An 18919-nucleotide genomic window follows, 5' to 3' on the forward strand; every position below is an offset into this window, starting at 1 on the left:
TCGACCTGCAAGGGTTGCACCCATGCCTGCGCGCCAATATCTCCCCTGAAAACGGAGGACGCTATGGCGGACGACAATTTCCCCGGGTGGCACGGCACCACGATCATCGGCATCCGCAAGGGCGATGAGGTGGTTGTGGCCGGTGACGGGCAGGTGAGCCTCGGCCAGACGGTCATCAAGGGGTCGGCACGCAAGGTGCGGCGCATCTCCCCCGGCGGGTTCGAGGTTGTCTGCGGTTTTGCCGGCTCCACAGCCGATGCCTTCACCCTGCTGGAGCGGCTGGAGGCCAAGCTGGAGGCCACGCCCGGCCAGCTCGCGCGGGCCTCGGTGGAGCTGGCAAAAGACTGGCGCACCGACAAATATCTGCAAAAGCTCGAGGCCATGCTGATCGTGACAGACGGCAAGGAGCTTTTGGTTATAACCGGCGCAGGCGACGTGCTGGAACCTGAGCATGGCATCGCGGCCATCGGCTCTGGCGGCAACTACGCGCTCGCCGCCGCCCGCGGACTGATCGACCAGGATCTCGATGCCGAAGCCATTGCCCGGCGCGCGATGGAGATCGCGGCCGATATCTGCGTCTATACCAACGGTAACCTCACCGTGGAGAAGATCGGCGGATGACGATCACCCGCGACGATATCCGCGCCGCCGTTGGTGCCGGCAAGATCAGTGAGGCCCAGGCCACGGCCATCGTCGCGCTTTCCGATGCCCGGCGCGGTGCGCGCGAAAATTTGCAGGGCCTCGATGAGCCCTTTGAGCTGTTCAAAGGCTTCAACGAGATCTTCATCGTCGTCGGTCTCACGATCCTCTACGCCGGATGGACGGGCCTCACAGGCGTCACCACGTTCCTCGCCACCAGCTCCATGACGTCGCTCCTGCTGTGCGGGATAACCGGCATGGCAGCCCTTGTCGCGCTGGCGGCCTACTTCACGCGTCGGCGCAGGATGATCGCCCCCTCTATCGCGCTCGCCATCATGTTTGCCTTCTCCGCGATCCAGGCCGGATGGGCGGTGAGCTACTGGATGGTGCCCGAGAACGGCATCCCAAAGGTGACCGGTTTCGAGGATGTGCGCACCGTCATCATGCTGGCCCTCGCCACCCTTGTCGTCATCTTCTACTGGCTCGCCTTCCGGGTGCCCTTTGCAATGCTTCTCATTGCGCTGGGCTTCTACGCCACCTGCTTTGGCCTGACCGCGCTTAATGGCCCCGAGCTCGACAGCTTCCGCGATGTCTTCCTGCTGTCGGCCAACTCGGCATTTTCCTGGATGACGCTTGCGCTCGGCCTTCTCGGCCTGACGATCGCAATGCGCTTCGATATGTCAGACCCGCACCGCGTGACCCGGCGGGCAAGCCAGGCGTTCTGGCTCCATGTCATCGCCGCGCCAGCCATCGTCAACACGGTCGCCTTCACCCTGTTCCTGCAGGGCGGTGCCACCGCCTACCTTATCCTCAGCGGCTTCCTCTTGCTCATGGCGCTCTTTGCCGTAGTGATAGACCGCCGCTCCTTCCTCATTTCCGGGATCGGCTACGTTGTTGCGCTGACCGCTCTCGCAGCCGAGGGCAATACATGGGCCTTCATTCTGCTGCTCGGTGTCTTTCTCGTCGCCCTCGGCGCCTTCTGGGAGAGCATCCGCGGCGCGATCATGGCCGCGCTTCCTGCGTTTCCGGGCAAGGATAACCTGCCGCCCTGGACGCGGCCAGGTTCAGTTCCCGAAGGCTAGATCGAGATCCGCCGAAACCGGAACGACGGGAGGCGCCATTTCACAGACTGAACCCCCCTCATCGAGTAGAACCATTTCCATGGACACGCTTTCAAGCGCAACGCCCGCACGATTCAAGGCAGAAGCCGCCGCTTGGGTGAGCGGCACTTGGGGAAGCAGGCCACTCAGGATTCTCGCGGCATCATGGCTGTCGGTACTGTCCGTCCACTCCGGCGTTTCGGCCAGCTGAGCGTAGAGCGCACAGATGTCGAAAGGCCAGCCGGTAACAGGCGCTTGCCCGAGATAAAACCTGCTGCGGCCCTCAAGCACCCCGGCACCCCACGCCGCCAATGCTGGCCAAAGGTCTTCATTGGCCGGGCATCCCTGGGTCACGAAAAGCCCTTTGCCATCCTCGGTCGCCTGCACCTCGATATCGCAATTCTCGCCAGAGACCACCAGAGGCAGCCCCCCCGGCAGCGCCAGCCAGAGAGCCACAACCGCAACCAGCATGCCCAGCGCGATCAGTGCCCGTTTCATTAACTCATCCTCAAAAACTCGTTCCGATGCCGGGATTGACCATCTTCATCCTTGAGTTGTCCAGCGAGTTTTCGCTGCGGGTTGTGTGCAGCAGTCAGGCGCTTACATAGGGCGGAAGCCAAGGACGGAATACATGACAGACCTGACCCCCCGCGAGATCGTTTCCGAGCTCGACCGTTTCATCATCGGACAAAAGGACGCCAAGCGCGCTGTTGCCGTTGCCCTTCGCAACCGCTGGCGGCGCAAGCAACTGGCCGATGACATCCGCGAAGAGGTGTATCCCAAGAACATCCTGATGATCGGCCCCACCGGTGTGGGCAAAACCGAGATCAGCCGTCGGCTTGCCAAGCTGGCAAAGGCGCCCTTCATCAAGGTCGAGGCCACCAAGTTTACCGAGGTTGGCTATGTTGGTCGCGACGTTGAGCAGATCATCCGCGATCTCGTCGACGCGTCCATCGCCCAGACCCGGGAAATGATGCGTGAAGACGTAAGGTCGAAGGCCCGCGAAGCGGCCGAAGAGCGGGTGCTCCGCGCCATCGCCGGAGAGGATGCGCGCGGCAAGACGCTCGACATGTTCCGCGACAAGCTGCGCCGGGGCGAGCTGGACGATACCGAGATCGAGCTCGACATCGCAGAGTCGGCACCTTCAATGCCGATGTTCGAGATCCCGGGCCAGCCCGGTGGCGGGATGCAGGGCATGGGCAACCTGCAAGACCTGTTCGGCAAGGCCTTCGGCGGTCGGACAACCCGGCGCAAGTTCACTGTGGCGGAAAGCTACGACGTGCTGATCGGGGAAGAGGCCGACAAACTCCTCGATGACGAGACGGTCAAGACAGCCGCGCTGGAGTCGGTGCAGGAAAATGGCATTGTCTTCATCGATGAGATCGACAAGGTCTGCGCCCGAGCTGAAGCCAGGGGCGGAGACGTGAGCCGCGAGGGCGTGCAGCGCGACCTGCTGCCGCTGATCGAGGGCACCACGGTGTCCACCAAGCATGGCCCGGTCAAGACAGACCATATTCTCTTCATCGCCTCAGGCGCCTTTCACATCGCCAAGCCGTCTGATTTGCTACCGGAGCTTCAGGGCCGCCTGCCGATCCGCGTGGAACTGCGGGCGCTGACGGAAGGCGACTTCGTGCGCATCCTCACCGAAACCGACAACGCGCTCACCCGCCAATACACCGCCCTCATGAAGACCGAGGGCGTGGATGTGAGCTTTACCGAAGATGGGATCGCGGCGCTCGCCCGCATTGCGGCAGAGGTCAATCAGAGTGTTGAGAACATCGGCGCCCGGCGGCTTTACACGGTCATCGAGCGGGTGTTCGAGGAGCTTTCGTTCGTTGCACCGGACAAGACAGGCGAGGCGGTTGAGATCACCGCCGACTACGTTGAGGAAAACCTTGGCGAGCTTGCCAGATCAACCGATTTATCGCGCTACGTTCTGTAGGAATGGCGCGCACCTCTACCGCGGGATAACTTGCGCCACATGATGGGCTTCGTTCGGTTTCTTGCGGTGATTCTGCTGCTTTCGGCCTGCGCGCCGCGGGCCACGCTTGTTATCGTGCCCAGCGCGGTTGGCGTGGGCACGCCCTATACCATCTTCGTCGGCAGCACCCGGCAGCGCGACCCTACGAAAAAGGCTCTGCGCTACACCGAACGGGGGCCGCTCGGCTTTCTTTCGTACGATGTGTCGGTGCCCCCAAACCGCGAGCCGGGCGAGGTCCGGACGGCACGACGCAAGGGGCCTGATGTCACCCGTGATTTCGTCGCCACGGCGGCCAAACGCTATGCTGGTCCGCAGGCCTTCCGGGGCGCCATTCTCGCGGCCCTGAAGGCGCGGCCACAGGCGCGCGGCAACGCGATTGTCTATGTCCACGGCTACAACAACACCATCGGAGACTCGGTCTTCCGGCTCGCGCAACTGACCCACGACCTGAAGATAGACGACCTGCCGATCAGCTACACATGGCCCTCCGCCGAAAACCCGCTGGCCTACGCCTATGACCGCGACAGCGCGCTCTTCGCCCGTGACGGGTTTGAGCACTTTCTCACAGAGGTTGCCCAATCGGGGGTTCGGAAGATCACCATCGTCGGCCACTCGATGGGCTCGCTGGTGGTGATGGAGACCCTCCGGCAAATGGCCATCCGGGGTGACAGGCAGGTGCTGCCCAAGTTGAACGGCGTTGTGCTGATGTCGCCCGACCTTGATGTGGATCTGTTTCGCACCCAGGCGAAGCGCATCGGCAATCTGCCCCAGCCCTTCCTCATCTTCACCTCCAGCCGCGACAAGGCGCTGCGCCTCTCGGCGCGCCTCACCGGACTGCCCACGCGCCTGGGCAATCTCGGCGATGTCGAAGAGGTGGCCGATCTGGATGTGACGGTGATCGACGTGTCCGAGTTTGGCAGTGGTGGGCTCGATCACTTTGCAGCCGCCGAAAACCCCGCTCTGCTCAAGATCCTTGGCCAGATCACCGCCGTCGATGCCGCCTTCGGCACCGATAACGCGGGGCGAACCGGGCTGTTGCCCGGAACGATCCTGACGGTGCGCAACGCCACCTCCATCATTCTCTCCCCCGTCACGGCGCTCGCCGGAAACTGACAGGTTTTCATTCCTCTCCCGGGGCGCGATAACGGCGGCATGGGTCTCCTCGGCTTTCTGCGTGGCAATGCCCCGTTCCTGCTGGCCGGAGCGCTCTTGTCGTTCACCTCCTCCTATGGCCAAACCTTCTTTATCTCGATCTTTGCGGGCGAGATCATGGGAAGCTTCGGGCTTTCGGATGGGCAGTGGGGGCTGATCTACACCATCGGCACCACCATCTCGGCCATCACCATGATCTGGGCCGGCACGCTGACAGACCGTTACCGGGTCAGAGCCTTGGCAAACGTCGTGGGGCCCGGGCTTGCGCTGGCCTGTCTGGCCATGGCTGCGGTGTCGAACCCGATCTTGCTGGTATTCGTCATTTTCACCCTGCGCTTGTTCGGTCAGGGCCTCTTCAGCCACCTCTCGATGGTGGCCATGGCGCGGTGGTTCGTGGGGCGGCGGGGGATGGCGCTTTCGATTGCCTCGCTCGGCTTCGCCCTTGGCCAGGCCATCCTGCCGGTCGCCTTCGCAGCGGCTCTGCCATCTGTGAGCTGGAGATGGCTCTGGGTGATCTCGGCAGCCTTGGTGCTGGCCGCCCTGCCCGTTCTTGCCATGCTCCTTCGCACCGAGCGAACGCCACAATCGGTGGCCAAGGCCACGCCCTCCGCAGGTATGGGAGGCCAGCACTGGACCCGCGCCGACATGCTGCGCCACCCGTTGTTCTGGTTCAGCATCCCGGTGGTGCTTGGCCCTGCGGCCTGGGGCACAGCACTCTTCTTTCAGCAGGTGCATTTCACCACGATCAAGGGCTGGGCGCTGGTCGACTACGTTGCGCTGATGCCCATTTTCACCGCCCTTTCCATTTGCTCGACCTTTGCCACAGGCGCCCTGATCGACCGGTTCGGCACATCCTGGCTGATGCGCCTCTACATGCTGCCCTTCTCGCTTGGTTTCCTCATCCTGTGGCAGGCCCAAACGCTCTGGGGCGCCGGGCTCGGTCTGGGCACCGTGGCGCTCGGTGTAGGGGCACAGGCGGCCCTGCCCGGTTCCTATTGGGCGGAGTTCTATGGCACGCGCTACATCGGGTCCATCAAGGCTGCCGCAGGGGCCGTCATGGTCTTCGGGTCGGCCATCGGCCCGGGTATCAGCGGCTGGCTGATCGATGCAGGGCTGACCTTCGAGGATCAGCTGCCATGGATCGCCGCCTACTTCATCTGCGCCGCCGCTTCGATCAGTTTTGGCATCGGGCTGACCCGACGCCGTCTAGCGGGTGCGACGTAGATAGACATAAAAGGCACCGTCGCCGCCGTGCCGAAGGTTGGCCGGAGCTACCTCCAGAACCAGTGCCGAAAGCGGCGGGCGGCTCAGCCAATCGGGCACCTGCCGCCGGAGCACTCCGGGACGCGAGGGAATGGGCCCCTCGTCATTCGGCCTCGTGCGCCCCTTGCCGGTGATGACAAGCACCAGCCGCTTTCCATCAGCATGTGCCGCGTGAATGAACTTCAGCAAGCGCGGGTGGGCTTCTGCAAGGGTCATGCCATGCAGGTCGATCCGAGCTTCGGGCTTCAGCTTGCCGCGCTTCATCCGCATGAAGGCCTTCCGGTCCATCGCCGGTGTCGGCTTCACCGGATCGGCGGGCGCTGGGCGCGGCTGGGAAGTTTCACCGAGGGTGAAGGGTTGGGGCACGAAAACAGGCTTTGGCTCAGGCTCATGATGCGGCTTGGCCTCGTTCCTGGGTTTGGCCTTGGGGTGGTTCCTGGTGAGAGGCGTGGCCTTCTCCACGACCTTTCGCCACAGCGCCTCGTCTTCGCTGCTCAATCGCTTTGGAGTTTTCCGGCTCATGCGCCGGCCGACTTCGGCACAAGCCGGTAGACAGCCGTCGACGCAAGAAGCGGGCCAGCCTCCGCCCCGGCACCATCGCCCGTGCCGCAAAACAGATCGGTCCGGCCCGGCCCCTTTATGGCGCCTCCCGTATCCTGAGCCACGCAAAGCCTCGGTCCGATCGACGCATCGAGAGGGGCCAGATATACAAGTGATCCGAGCGCGATGTGCTCAGGATCAACCGCAATACTGCGATGCGCCGTCAGCGGCACGCCGGATGTGCCGATGGGCCCCTGATCGGGCGGCAGATCGTCCAGTCTTTGGAAGAACACGTAGCTGGGGTTCCGGCGCAGGTAGTCCATCGCCCGCGCCGGGTCTTTTTCGAACCAATCGTATATCGCCTGCATCGACACGTCGTCGGCAGCCAACTCGCCGTGCTCCACGAGCAACTTGCCAAGGGAAACATAGGGTTGGCCATTCTTGCCAGCATAGCCGACACGCAGCTCGCTGCCCTCTGCTGTCCGGATGCGACCAGATCCCTGCACCTGTAGAAGGTAGGCATCGAGCGGAGATTTCAGCCATGCGAGTTCGCGACCGGCAAGCAGATCTTCGTCTTCGATCTCGGCCCGGGCGGCAAATGCCTGCCCCTCAGCCCAACCTTCGGGAAGGGCGTGAACCGGTGTTTGACACGCAGCATCAGGATAGAGGGAGCCTTCGTAGACTGGCTCGAAGTAACCGGTAAGCACAGCGCTCCCGGCCACAAGCTCGGCTGCATATGTGTCCTCAAAAAAAGAGCATGCGTCACGCGGCAGAGCAGAACGCGCGTTCAGGTCATCAGGGGCTGTTTTCAGGTAAGTGGTCAGGGCCGCCGCATGATCGTCGTCCGCCCAGCCGGGCAGGTCTCTCAACGAAAGCTGTGCCACGCCGGGCTCACTCGCCCGTGGCCACCAGCTTCCAGTTCGGGTCGCCCGTGCCCATCCGGCGCGCGAACGTCCAGACATCGCGCTGGCGCTTCACTGCGTTGGGATCGCCTTCCACAATGTCGCCCGCCGCATCGCGGACAACGCTGGTGATCTCGCCGATGAACTTCACCGTGATCTCGGCTTCGGCACTTTCCTCGTCGTAGCTTGCTTCCTTCAGCGCGGTTTCCCGAACGCCAATAAAGCTGGCCTCAACTGTCACACCATTCTCCGCACGCATTTTCACGACGTCTTCGAAGCTCTCCGCCACATCCTGCCCGAGAAACGGCTTCACGCCATCCAGCTCGCCCCGCTCGAAGGCCATCAGGATCATCTCGTAGGCGCCGCGTGCCCCATGCAGGAACTCACCGACCGAAAAGCCGGGCTCGACCGTCTTCATCGTGGCCAAGGCATCTGCCGCCGGGCCTTCAGACACATGATCGGTGATATCGCGGTCAACGCCGCCCTCGATCACCTCAAATTCATGGCGCGATTTTTCGCGGCTCCGGCTCGGCCCTGGCTGCGGCGCCTGGGGCTTTTCGAAGCCCTCCCGGGTGCCCAGCACGGAACGCAGACGCAGGATCAGGAAGATCGCGACGCCGGCAAGCACAAGAAGCTGGATCACAGCAAGATTCATCGGGGCCTCGGGCACAAAGTTGGCATTTCAAACGTTCCGCACATATGTAGGCTTTCGCAGGGGGCAAGTCCACCAGCGCTCCTGCGACACTTACGGAGGTTTGATGCCCCTACTTATCCTTTTCATCGCGGTTCCGATCATCGAGATCGCCCTGTTCATTCAGGTGGGAGGGTGGATCGGCCTGTGGCCGACCCTCGGGATCGTGATTGTAACCGCAATTCTCGGAACCTGGCTTGTCAAAAGCCAGGGTCGACAGGTTCTTGCCGAATTGCAGGGGCGCTTCAACGAATTGCGGGATCCGACAGAACCTCTGGCGCATGGCGCGATGATCCTGTTTTCCGGTGCGCTCCTGCTGACGCCGGGGTTCTTCACCGATGCCTTTGGGTTTCTTCTTCTGATCCCCGCCTTCCGAACCGCCGCCTTCGCCTGGCTGCGCAAGCGTGTTCGGGTGCAGAGCTTCACCATGGGCGGCGGCCCGGCCCAGCGACCCACCCGCGATGATGTGGTGGAGGGCAGCTATCATGAAGTTGAGCCAGACAGGCCCAAGGTGCCCGGAAATTCCGGCTGGACACGCCATTGAGGCCGCTCGCTCTGCCTGATAAAGCAAGCGCGACCCAAAAGAACCGGAGGGCCCCATGGCCGACACCCCCGAAAATGGCGCCGCTGCGCCGCAAGAGCCGCCGCAGGTGCAGCTTCAGATCCTCGCGCAGTTCATCCGCGACATGTCGTTCGAGAACATCGTGGTTCAGAAGGGCATCACTGGTGATGTCCAACCCGAGATGCAGGTGGCCGTCGCCGTGGACGCGCGCAAACGCACCACGCCGAACCAGTATGAAGTGACCCTGAAGACCAAGGTTGAAAGCAAGAACAAGGGCGATGGTGCCACGTTGTTCCTGCTGGAGCTGGATTACGGTGCCGTGTTCCAGATCGAGGGTGTGCCGGATGAGCAGCTGCACCCCTTCCTGCTGATCGAGTGCCCGCGCCAGATCTTCCCCTACGTCCGCAGGATCGTTTCCGACGTGACCCGTGACGGCAACTTCCCCCCGGTGAACCTGCAAAACATTGATTTTGTTGCGCTCTACCGGCAGCAGATCGCCCAGCGTGCCGAGGCTGCGCCCAAGGCCGACGCCTAATCTGCAAACCTCTTCCAGACCGCCGCGTCACCGAGCTTTTCGACGAAGGCCCGGTGCGCGGCGGTTTCGTTTTCGGTCAGCCTTGGGGGAAGGGCCTGCGGGCGCGGCGACGGGCGCCAGTTGGTGTCAGTGGAGTCGGCGGAGCTGCGGCTCGATGCCTCCGAGAGCACGAGGCCCGGCTGCCGGCCTCCGATCAGCTCGAGGTACACGTCAGCCAGGATCTGGCTGTCGAGCAGGGCGCCGTGCAGTTCGCGCTCCGTCGTAATGCCAAACCTCCGGCACAAGGCATCGAGGGAGGCAGGAGAGCCGGGAAATTTCTTGCGCGCCATCGCAACAGTATCAATCGCACGGTCATCGGGGATGAGCGGCTTTTTCACCCAGCCCAGCTCGGCATTGAGGAATTTCATGTCAAAGGCGGCGTTGTGGATCACCAACTTCGCGTCACCGATAAAATCCAGGAAGTCCTGCGCGATGGCCGCAAACAGCGGTTTGTCGGCGAGAAACTCTTCGCTGATCCCATGCACCTCAAAGGCTTCGGTGGGCATGTCGCGTTGCGGGTTGATATACTGATGATAGTGCCTGCCGGTGGGCATGTGACCCACCAGTTCAACCGCGCCAATCTCCACAATGCGATCACCGCTGAACGGGTCGAAACCGGTGGTTTCGGTGTCGAGCACGATTTCACGCATCTTGCTTCTCCCTGACTTCGGCAACGATCGCCTTCACTTGGTCACGTGCGCCCTCAAGCGTGTCTGTCTCGATGACGCGATCCGCACGTGCACGTTTTTCCGCGTCTGGCATCTGTGACGCAAGGATACGTTCCAAGGCCTGCTCGTTCATCGTGCCCCGCTCCAGCACGCGGCGCTTCTGTTCTTCTGGCGGGCATGAAACCGTTACCACCATATCCATATCGGCGTCCGCTCCGGTTTCGAACAGCAGCGGAATGTCGAACAGGAGAATATCAGCCTCCGTCAGCGCGGAAAACTCTGCCCGATCGTTCTGAACGAGCGGATGCACAACTGCTTCGATCCGCTTCAGGGCGGCGGCATCTTCCGCAATCCAGGCGCGCAACGCCTCTCGCGATACGGCCCCTTCCACCACGGCATCCGGCCGAAGCGCTGCGATGACCTCAACCGCGGCGCCCTTTGGGCCATAAAGCCGGTGCACCGCTGCGTCGGCATCCCAAACGGCAACACCTTCCTCCGCAAACATCCGGGCTGTTGTCGACTTTCCCATTCCGATCCCACCCGTGAGGCCTATCCGAAAGGGTCGGCTCACCAGCCAAGCACCGCCGAGCGCGTCTGATCAGTGACAGGCGGACGCTCACCGAACCAGCGCTCGAAACCTGGCGCGCCCTGGTGGATCAGCATGCCGAGGCCATCAACCGTGGTGCAGCCCTTCGCGGCAGCCGTCTTCAAGAGCTCTGTCTCAAGCGGCGTGTAAACGATATCTGTCACGACCATGTCTGCTGTCAGCGCATCCAGCGGGACCTTGAACTCCGATTTACCGACCATGCCGAGGGACGTCGTGTTTACGATCAGGGCCGCGCCTTCAATCATCGAGCCCGCGAGCACCCAGTCATACACGGTGATCTTGGGGCCAAACTCGGTGCGCAGCGCTTCCGCCCGCGGGCGGGACCGGTTGGAGAGCCGAATATCCGTGCAGCCCGCTTCGATAAGCGAGGCAAGCACGGCACGACAGGCGCCGCCCGCCCCGAAAATCACGACGGGCCCGTCTTGCGCACTCCAGTCCGGCGCGCCTGCCCTGAGGTTGGCGATAAAGCCATATCCATCCGTGTTGTCGGCGTAGATCGTTCCGTCATCCCGGAAGATCAATGTATTGGCCGAACCGATCAGCGCAGCTCGGTCGCTGACCGCATCCGCGAGATTCAAGGCGGCCACCTTGTGCGGGATGGTGATGTTACAGCCCACGAATCCCATCTTCGGAAGAACCCGAAGCACCTCCTCGAGGTTTTCGTGGTTCACATCCATGGGGATGTAATGGCCCCGCAGCCCAAGGCTTTCGAGCCAGTGGCGATGCAAGGCGGGGGAACGAGAGTGAGCGATTGGCGAGCCGATCACTCCCGCCAGCGGTATCTTGTCCGTCATGTGGGGATCACACCTTTGATCGACAGGTAGTTCAATACCTCCAATAGCGGCAATCCGAGCACATTAAAATAGTCGCCCTCAATACGGGCAAAGAGCCGCGCACCTTCACCTTCCAGTTGATAGCCGCCCACGCACCAACGGATGGTCTCCCAGTTCCGCGCCACGTAGTCCCCAACGTAGGCCGGTGAGAGCTGGCGCATGTAGAGGCGCACCACACCAACGTGGCGCCACACCGGCTCCCCGTTTTCATAGATCACGGCGGCCGAGAGCAGGGTGTGCTTTTTCCCAGCCATCTCGATGATCTGGCCAACAGCATCGTCCGAGCTTTCGGGCTTCGCGAGCAACCGGCCCTCGAACTCCAGAACCTGGTCACAGCCAAGAACCATACGCTCAGGTCGCTTGCCGCCGACCTTTGCCGCCTTCATCTCTGCCAGTGCATCCGCCACATCGCGCGCTTTTGCCCCTTCGGCCTCAAGCGCCGCACGCAGGGCCGCTTCATCCACGCGCGCCACTTCCACGTCGAAAGGCACGTTCGCATTGCGCAACAGGGTGGCACGGATCTCGGAACCGGAAGCCAGGATCAACGGCGGTGTCATGTGGATAACCTCGTGGATGACTCTGGGTGTTGGCTGTGGGGCCGGTGTGACCTCATTCTGAGCGAGCTTCAAGCCGGGAGTAACTGGCCCGCTTCTCCCCCGACTGTCACATTTGCTCCCCATGAGGATAACCATTTCGGCCTGGCGTGGAGATTTGGTTTCTACGCTGGCTATGCACCGGGTTACTCACAGACCCGGATACTCCTTTTTCACTTAAGCCTCTGACAAGTAACGATTTTATCAGAAGGCTGTGTAGATGGACGCAGGGCTGGTGACTGTTTGCAGATCTGTGGACAACCGAGTAATCCCCATATCCCCAGCCCCTACTACAAAAACAACCTTTCTTAAGAATCTATTTTATTATTGAAGGGGGTCAGGAGGTGACCCGTGGTCTTCGATTTCCTGAGCTGGTTCTATCCGTGGACCAAGACGCTGCATATCCTGGCCGTCATCTCCTGGATGGCCGGTATCTTCTACTTGCCTCGCTTGTTCGTCCATCATGTTGAGAAAGGGATAGAGAACCCGCACTCCGATGCGATGCTCCAGATGATGGAGTTGAAGCTTTTGCGGGTCATCATGAATCCGGCGATGATCGCCACATGGGTCTTCGGGATCATGCTGGCTCTCACACCGGGCATTATCGATTGGTTCGCTGTCTGGCCCTATGCCAAGTTCGCCTCGGTCGGAGCGCTGACCTGGTTTCATCACTGGTTGGGACAGCGACGCAAGGATTTCGCCGCCGGAACCAACACCGTCCCGGGTCGCACCTATCGGATGATGAACGAGGTGCCGACTGTGCTTTTGGTCATCATCGTCATTGCAATCGTGGTCCGCCCGTTCTGAGCTGCGCTTGACTCAAGCCGCCTCGGCGCTTATCTGACGTGCCCAAGCGGCCGTTCTGGTCGTGGATCTTCCCGTTATTCCAATTCGCGCCCCGCAGCACCCCTGCGATCTGCGCAGCGAAGGCCTGTTTATGACCCAGCCGCAACTTTCCCTGTACGATCTCAAGTCCAAGACGCCCGCCGACCTTCTGTCGATGGCCGAGGAGCTCGAGATCGACAACGCCTCCACCATGCGTAAGGGCGACATGATGTTCGCCATCCTCAAGGAGCGCGCGGAGGAAGGCTGGGACATTTCCGGTGATGGCGTGCTTGATGTACTGCAGGACGGCTTCGGCTTCCTGCGCTCGCCCGAGGCCAACTACCTGCCCGGCCCCGATGACATCTACGTTTCGCCCGAGATGATCCGCCAGCACGGGTTGCGCACCGGCGACACCGTGGAAGGATTCATCAAGGCGCCCGGCGACAACGAGAACTATTTCTGCATGACGAAGGTTACGCAGATCAATTTCGAAGAGCCGGAGAAGGCCCGCCACAAGATCAACTTCGACAACCTGACACCGCTTTACCCGGACGAGCGGATGACCATGGAAATCGACGATCCGACCATCAAGGATCGCTCCGCCCGCATCATCGACCTGGTGTCGCCCATCGGCAAGGGCCAGCGCTCGCTCATCGTCGCGCCGCCGCGGACGGGTAAAACCGTTCTGCTGCAAAACATCGCCCACTCGATCGAAACCAATCACCCCGAGTGCTACCTGATCGTCCTGCTGATCGACGAGCGCCCCGAAGAGGTGACCGACATGCAGCGCTCGGTGAAGGGCGAGGTTATCTCCTCCACCTTCGACGAGCCCGCCACACGCCACGTTGCCGTATCCGAGATGGTCATCGAGAAAGCCAAACGCCTGGTTGAGCACAAGCGCGACGTCGTTATCCTGCTCGATTCCATCACCCGCCTTGGCCGCGCCTTCAACACCGTGGTGCCGTCCTCCGGCAAGGTGCTGACCGGCGGTGTGGATGCAAACGCGCTCCAGCGCCCCAAGCGTTTCTTCGGCGCTGCCCGGAACATCGAGGAAGGTGGCTCGCTCACCATCATCGCCACCGCTCTGATCGACACTGGCTCCCGGATGGACGAGGTGATCTTCGAAGAGTTCAAGGGCACGGGTAACAGCGAGATCGTGCTCGACCGCAAAGTTGCCGACAAGCGCGTGTTCCCGGCGATGGACATTCTCAAGTCCGGCACCCGGAAAGAGGATCTGCTGGTCGACTCCAAGGATTTGCAGAAGACTTTCGTGCTCCGCCGCATCCTCAATCCGATGGGCACAACCGATGCCATCGAGTTCCTGATCGGCAAGCTGAAGCAGACCAAGAGCAACGCCGAGTTCTTCGACTCCATGAACACCTGATAAATCAGGAATATCAAGGAGTTACCAATGGATACCATCGTCGCCCAAGCCACCGCGCCTGGCCGCGCGGGGGTTTCGGTGATCCGGATTTCCGGCCCCGGGGCAAAGCCTGCGCTGGTGCGTCTGGCGGGCCGTGTTCCGGAGGCGCGGCGGGCAACGCTGATGCCCCTGCACGGAGACTCCGGCCTGCTGGATACCGCTCTGGTTCTGGTTTTTGATAAGGATGCCAGCTTCACAGGTGAAGACGTGGTGGAGCTTCAAACCCATGGATCCATCGCCGTAACGCGCGCTCTGCTCACTGCCTTGACCGCCTTCGATGGGCTGCGTCTTGCGGAGCCCGGTGAGTTTACTCGCCGTGCGCTTGAGAACGACAGGCTGGACCTCTCCCAGGTCGAAGGCCTCGCAGACCTCATCGAAGCCGAGACGGAAGCGCAGCGTCGTCTGGCCCAAGCCACCTTCTCAGGGGCCCTTGCCAAGAAGGTTGAAGCTTGGCGCGCGCAACTCATCCGTGCCGCCGCGCTTCTTGAGGCGATGATCGACTTTGCCGATGAGGAGGTGCCGGAAGATACGACGTTTGAAGTCCTATCTCTTGTTGATGACCTCACTACCGCATTTGAAAGCGAGGCCGGTGGCGTTGCTGCCGCGGAGCGGATCCGCGAAGGGTTCGAGGTGGCCATCATCGGGGCGCCGAACGCAGGAAAGTCCACGCTCCTGAACCGCCTCGCGGGTCGGGACGCGGCGATCACCTCCGAAGTGGCCGGCACAACGCGGGACGTCATCGAAGTACGGATGGATATCGTCGGCCTCCCGGTCACATTGCTCGATACGGCAGGCCTCCGTGACACGGAGGATTCGGTTGAAGCTATCGGTGTGGAGCGCGCGAAAGCCCGGGCCGCTGCTGCAGATCTCCGCATCTTCCTCGGCGCGCCTATCGGTATTGCGCCGCAGCCCGGCGACATCCTCGCACATCCAAAGGCAGATCAGTCCGGCGCACCCGAAGGGCTGCTCGGGGTATCCGGCCTCACTGGCACCGGCGTCGATAGCTTGCTGGCTAGAATTTCCGCTGAACTGTCAGGTCGGCTGCCCGCCCAAACCACCGCCACCCACGCTCGCCATCGCGCGGCTCTGGAGGCGGCGAGCGATGCTTTGCGGGCCGCTCGAATCGAGGTAGAAGCGGGGCCGGAGCGCGCTGAGTTCGCGGCCGAAGAACTGCGAACCGCGCTGCGACGGGTCGAAGGGCTGACCGGCCGGATCGGCGTAGAGGACCTGCTGGGAGAAATCTTCTCCAGCTTTTGCATCGGGAAGTAGGGGTGTTTCACGTGAAACATGACTTCGACGTCATCGTTGTTGGCGGCGGCCATGCTGGCGCCGATGCAGCACACGCAGCGGCACGCATGGGCGCACGCACGGCCCTTGTGACGTTGAAGGCCAGTGATCTGGGTGTAATGTCGTGCAATCCCGCCATAGGCGGTCTCGGCAAGGGCCACCTGGTGCGCGAGATCGATGCGCTGGATGGGCTGATGGGCCGTGTGGCGGATGCAGCTGGCATCCAGTATCGGCTCCTCAACCGCAAGAAGGGCCCCGCGGTTCAAGGCCCCCGGGCGCAGGCGGATCGCAAGCTTTATCGTGCTGCCATGGGCGCCGCAATTTCAGTGACGCCAGGTTTGGCGCTACTGGAAGCGGAGGTGGCGGGCCTTCTTATCACCGATGACGCTGTCTCCGGTGTAATCCTCGGGGATGGATCGGAAGTTCGAGCTTCTGCGGTTGTCCTGACCACCGGGACATTCCTGCGCGGAACCATTCACATCGGGGACAGGTCGTTTCCCGGCGGGCGGATCGGTGCCGAGCGGTCCCAACTGCTGGCCGATCAGTTGGCGGAGCTGAACTTGCCACTTGGTCGCCTCAAAACCGGTACGCCGCCAAGGCTTGATGGGCGGACGATTAATTGGGAAGGCTTGGAGGAGCAGCCGGGCGACGAGAGCCCTACTCTCTTCTCATTCTTGTCCAAGGCACCTGCGACCCGCCAAATCTCATGTGGGATCACCTACACGAATGCCCGGACTCATGAGATCATCCATGAAAACCTCCACAGAAGCGCCATGTATGGCGGCCATATCGAGGGGGTCGGCCCACGGTACTGTCCGTCGATCGAGGATAAGGTGGTCCGCTTTGCCAGTAAGGACTCCCATCAGATCTTCCTCGAGCCTGAAGGGCTGGATGACCCAACGATCTATCCAAACGGCATCTCAACGTCCTTGCCGGAGGACGTTCAGGCGGCCTACGTCCGCTCGATTGCCGGGCTTGAAGCAGTTGAAATTCTGCAACCAGGCTACGCGATCGAGTATGATTACATCGATCCACGCGCGCTTTCGGCGTCGCTGGAGCTTCGTGCGCTGAAAAATCTGTATCTGGCCGGCCAGATCAACGGAACGACGGGGTATGAGGAGGCCGCAGCACAAGGTTTGGTGGCTGGACTGAATGCTGCATGCAGAGCCAAACAGCTGGAGCCAACGGTTTTCAGCCGCTCCAACTCCTACATCGGCGTCATGATCGACGATCTGACGACGCAGGGTGTTGCCGAGCCTTACCGCATGTTTACCTCGCGTGCCGAGTTCCGCTTGTCCCTTCGCGCCGACAACGCCGATCAGCGTTTGACGCCCCTTGGGCTCGAGCTGGGATGTGTTGGCGACACTCGAAAGAAGGCGTTCGACCAGAAGATGGAGGGATTGGAAAGTGCCCGCGCCCGGCTAAACTCGCTTTCCTATACATCGAGAGAGCTCAGTGAGGCAGGCTTCCGCGTCAACGCGGACGGACCGAGGCGCAACGGGTTGGAGGCGCTTGGCCTTCCGGAAGCGAATATCGACAAGCTTTGTGTTGTGTCGCCGCAGCTGTCGGAAATCGCACCAGACATCGCGACGCAGGTAGAGCGTGACGCGCTGTATCAAAACTACATTCACCGTCAGGAACAGGATGTAGCGGCGCTTGCGCGCGACGAGAACCGCCGAATTCCTGAAGACTTCAGTTATGATGAACTCAATGGGTTGTCGAACGAGCTAAAGACAAAGCTGAAGGCCGCGCGTCCCGAATCTCTCGGCCAGGCCGCGCGCATCGGGGGCATGACGCCGGCTGCGCTGGGCTTGATCCTCGCGCGGCTTCGCCGAGATGACCGAAAGAAGGCATCGTGAGCGACAAATCCGAGGTTCTGGCGCGGCTCGGTGTTTCACGTGAAACATCTGAACGCCTCGAAACTTACGCGCAGCTTCTGGAGAAATGGAACAAGGCGATAAACCTCGTCGCTCCGGCGACGATCCCCAACCTTTGGAGCCGACACATTTTGGATTCGGCCCAGGTCTTCCAGCATGCACCACGAGGTGGGACCTGGGTAGATATCGGCACCGGCGGAGGCTTCCCCGGGCTCGTTTGCGGGATTCTAGCCGCCGAGCAGGCGCCCGATGTCTCATTTCACCTCATAGAATCCGACCAACGGAAGTGTACGTTCCTCACCACGGTTCTGAGAGAGGTTGGCCTTACAGCAAAGGTTCACGCCCACCGGGTGGAGGCCGTACCGCCACTTGGTGCACGGGTTCTCTCGGCCCGGGCGCTCGCCCCCCTTGCGGCTCTGCTGGAGTATGCGCACCGCCACCTTGAACGGCACGGAAAGGCTTTGTTCCTGAAAGGGGCGCAACATAATGACGAGATAGCGAAGGCGCTTGAAAGTTGGGCCTTTGATGTTCAGAAACACCCCAGCGAAACCGATCCCGCCGGGGCCGTTCTCACAATAGGAAACATCACCCGTGTCTGACCTGAGCCGCCCCAAGGCGCCAAAGATCATCGCCGTTGCCAACCAGAAGGGCGGTGTCGGCAAGACGACAACGGCCATCAACCTCGGCGCCGCCCTCGCCGCGGAGGGAAAGGCCGTATTGATCGTGGATCTGGATCCGCAGGGAAACGCGTCCACTGGCCTCGGCGTCGAGCCCGCGGATCGAAAGAAAACAACATACGATCTCCTGCTCGACGATGCCCCGCTGCGTGAAGTCGTCTTGGCAACCGATGTTGACAATCTCCTGCTCGCGCCCTCAACCACCGATCTAAGCTCCGCCGACATCGAGCTGGTCGCTAACGAACGGCGCAGCCACCTCCTGCATGATGCGTTGCGCCAGCCCGAGATCGATCGTTACTCCCTGGACTACGTCCTGATTGATTGCCCCCCCTCGCTGAACCTCCTGACGGTCAACGCGATGATTGCCTCCGACTCCGTGCTTGTGCCGCTCCAATCGGAGTTTTACGCGCTCGAGGGCCTGTCACAACTGATGCTAACTCTCCGTGAGGTGCGCGAAACGGCAAACCCCAACCTTCGGATTGAGGGTGTTGTGTTGACTATGTTCGACAGCCGAAACAACCTTTCGCAGCAGGTGGATGATGACGCCCGCGAAGCGCTTGGAGATCTCGTGTTCCAAACGCGAATTCCTCGAAATGTGCGGGTCAGCGAAGCACCGAGTTTTGCCATGCCGGTGTTGGACTATGATCCAACATCAAAGGGCAGCATCGCCTACCGCGACCTCGCGAAAGAATTGCTCGGGCGACCGGCACACTAAAAGGGATTGA

Annotated in this window: 21 protein-coding genes; 13 read left to right on the top strand and 8 right to left on the bottom strand. The window is 61.6% G+C overall.

Annotated elements, in window-relative coordinates; translation table 11 throughout:
* Positions 1-63 precede the first annotated feature (63 nt).
* Positions 64-621, top strand: a complete 558-nt coding sequence (hslV, locus tag DYI42_RS01395; RefSeq protein ID WP_213544123.1) for an ATP-dependent protease subunit HslV — start codon at positions 64-66, stop codon at positions 619-621.
* Positions 618-1721 carry a hypothetical protein gene (locus tag DYI42_RS01400; protein ID WP_213544124.1) on the top strand — a complete coding sequence of 368 codons (1104 nt, stop codon included), beginning with the start codon at positions 618-620 and terminating at the stop codon, positions 1719-1721. The genes hslV and DYI42_RS01400 overlap by 4 nt, the downstream gene beginning before the upstream one ends.
* Here the strand turns inward: DYI42_RS01400 and DYI42_RS01405 are convergent.
* Positions 1704-2237 carry a hypothetical protein gene (locus DYI42_RS01405; RefSeq protein ID WP_213544125.1) on the bottom strand — a complete coding sequence of 178 codons (534 nt, stop codon included), beginning with the start codon at positions 2235-2237 and terminating at the stop codon, positions 1704-1706. The two genes, DYI42_RS01400 and DYI42_RS01405, sit on opposite strands and share 18 nt — an antisense overlap.
* A gap of 133 nt (positions 2238-2370) precedes the next feature.
* Here DYI42_RS01405 and hslU point away from each other — a divergent pair, with 133 nt between their 5' ends.
* Genes hslU through DYI42_RS01420 form a run of 3 tightly spaced genes read left to right on the top strand, consistent with a single transcriptional unit; the run spans position 2371 to position 6096 of the window.
* Complete coding sequence (gene hslU / locus DYI42_RS01410; RefSeq protein WP_213544126.1) at positions 2371-3681, top strand: ATP-dependent protease ATPase subunit HslU; 1311 nt, start codon at positions 2371-2373, stop codon at positions 3679-3681.
* A 39-nt stretch (positions 3682-3720) separates the two neighbouring features.
* On the top strand, positions 3721-4833 hold the full coding sequence (locus tag DYI42_RS01415) for an alpha/beta hydrolase (RefSeq protein WP_213544127.1): 1113 nt from the start codon (positions 3721-3723) through the stop codon (positions 4831-4833).
* A 39-nt stretch (positions 4834-4872) separates the two neighbouring features.
* Positions 4873-6096, top strand: a complete 1224-nt coding sequence (locus DYI42_RS01420; RefSeq protein WP_213544128.1) for an MFS transporter — start codon at positions 4873-4875, stop codon at positions 6094-6096.
* On the opposite strand, the gene DYI42_RS01425 is transcribed toward DYI42_RS01420, so the two are convergent.
* The 3 genes from DYI42_RS01425 to DYI42_RS01435 are packed head-to-tail and all read right to left on the bottom strand — an operon-like array spanning position 6079 to position 8232.
* Complete coding sequence (locus DYI42_RS01425; RefSeq protein ID WP_213544129.1) at positions 6079-6657, bottom strand: Smr/MutS family protein; 579 nt, start codon at positions 6655-6657, stop codon at positions 6079-6081. The genes DYI42_RS01420 and DYI42_RS01425 overlap by 18 nt on opposite strands.
* Positions 6654-7559 (bottom strand): murein transglycosylase A, encoded by a 906-nt coding sequence (mltA, locus tag DYI42_RS01430; RefSeq protein WP_213544130.1) that lies wholly within the window; start codon positions 7557-7559, stop codon positions 6654-6656. The genes DYI42_RS01425 and mltA overlap by 4 nt, the downstream gene beginning before the upstream one ends.
* Before the next feature lie 7 nt (positions 7560-7566).
* The gene (locus DYI42_RS01435; protein ID WP_213544131.1) at positions 7567-8232 is read right to left on the bottom strand and encodes a Tim44/TimA family putative adaptor protein; all 666 of its coding nucleotides are present in this window, start codon (positions 8230-8232) and stop codon (positions 7567-7569) included.
* A 103-nt stretch (positions 8233-8335) separates the two neighbouring features.
* Here DYI42_RS01435 and DYI42_RS01440 point away from each other — a divergent pair, with 103 nt between their 5' ends.
* Together DYI42_RS01440 and secB are read left to right on the top strand one after the other, a co-directional pair.
* Positions 8336-8812, top strand: coding sequence for an FxsA family protein (locus DYI42_RS01440; protein WP_213544132.1), 477 nt, complete (start codon positions 8336-8338; stop codon positions 8810-8812).
* A 55-nt stretch (positions 8813-8867) separates the two neighbouring features.
* Complete coding sequence (secB, locus tag DYI42_RS01445; protein WP_213544133.1) at positions 8868-9365, top strand: protein-export chaperone SecB; 498 nt, start codon at positions 8868-8870, stop codon at positions 9363-9365.
* Here secB and dnaQ read toward each other — a convergent pair.
* Genes dnaQ through DYI42_RS01465 form a run of 4 tightly spaced genes read right to left on the bottom strand, consistent with a single transcriptional unit; the run spans position 9362 to position 12069 of the window.
* A complete protein-coding gene (dnaQ, locus tag DYI42_RS01450; RefSeq protein WP_213544134.1) occupies positions 9362-10054 on the bottom strand; it encodes a DNA polymerase III subunit epsilon in 693 nt (230 codons plus the stop codon). The two genes, secB and dnaQ, sit on opposite strands and share 4 nt — an antisense overlap.
* Positions 10047-10643, bottom strand: a complete 597-nt coding sequence (gene coaE / locus DYI42_RS01455) for a dephospho-CoA kinase (protein WP_213544135.1) — start codon at positions 10641-10643, stop codon at positions 10047-10049. Before coaE ends, dnaQ begins: the two co-directional genes overlap by 8 nt.
* Positions 10640-11473: a shikimate dehydrogenase gene (locus DYI42_RS01460; protein WP_213544136.1), complete on the bottom strand. Its 834-nt coding sequence runs from the start codon at positions 11471-11473 to the stop codon at positions 10640-10642. The genes coaE and DYI42_RS01460 overlap by 4 nt, the downstream gene beginning before the upstream one ends.
* The gene (locus DYI42_RS01465; RefSeq protein WP_213544137.1) at positions 11470-12069 is read right to left on the bottom strand and encodes a Maf family protein; all 600 of its coding nucleotides are present in this window, start codon (positions 12067-12069) and stop codon (positions 11470-11472) included. The genes DYI42_RS01460 and DYI42_RS01465 overlap by 4 nt, the downstream gene beginning before the upstream one ends.
* Before the next feature lie 387 nt (positions 12070-12456).
* Between DYI42_RS01465 and hemJ the strand changes: the two genes are divergently transcribed.
* The 6 genes from hemJ to DYI42_RS01495 all read left to right on the top strand — a co-directional run bounded on the left by hemJ (position 12457) and on the right by DYI42_RS01495 (position 18909).
* Complete coding sequence (gene hemJ / locus DYI42_RS01470; RefSeq protein WP_213544138.1) at positions 12457-12912, top strand: protoporphyrinogen oxidase HemJ; 456 nt, start codon at positions 12457-12459, stop codon at positions 12910-12912.
* Positions 12913-13042: 130 nt separating this feature from the next.
* Positions 13043-14314, top strand: coding sequence for a transcription termination factor Rho (rho, locus tag DYI42_RS01475; protein ID WP_213544139.1), 1272 nt, complete (start codon positions 13043-13045; stop codon positions 14312-14314).
* A gap of 27 nt (positions 14315-14341) precedes the next feature.
* Positions 14342-15622: a tRNA uridine-5-carboxymethylaminomethyl(34) synthesis GTPase MnmE gene (gene mnmE, locus DYI42_RS01480; protein WP_213544140.1), complete on the top strand. Its 1281-nt coding sequence runs from the start codon at positions 14342-14344 to the stop codon at positions 15620-15622.
* 11 nt (positions 15623-15633) lie between these two features.
* Complete coding sequence (gene mnmG / locus DYI42_RS01485; RefSeq protein ID WP_213544141.1) at positions 15634-17499, top strand: tRNA uridine-5-carboxymethylaminomethyl(34) synthesis enzyme MnmG; 1866 nt, start codon at positions 15634-15636, stop codon at positions 17497-17499.
* Positions 17496-18116 carry a 16S rRNA (guanine(527)-N(7))-methyltransferase RsmG gene (gene rsmG, locus DYI42_RS01490; RefSeq protein ID WP_342344586.1) on the top strand — a complete coding sequence of 207 codons (621 nt, stop codon included), beginning with the start codon at positions 17496-17498 and terminating at the stop codon, positions 18114-18116. Before mnmG ends, rsmG begins: the two co-directional genes overlap by 4 nt.
* Entirely contained in the window at positions 18109-18909 is an 801-nt protein-coding gene (locus tag DYI42_RS01495; RefSeq protein WP_213544142.1) for a ParA family protein, read from the top strand. The genes rsmG and DYI42_RS01495 overlap by 8 nt, the downstream gene beginning before the upstream one ends.
* Positions 18910-18919 lie beyond the last annotated feature (10 nt).

The organism is Vannielia litorea (assembly GCF_018424695.1).
Classification (GTDB): Bacteria; Pseudomonadota; Alphaproteobacteria; order Rhodobacterales; family Rhodobacteraceae; genus Vannielia; species Vannielia litorea_A.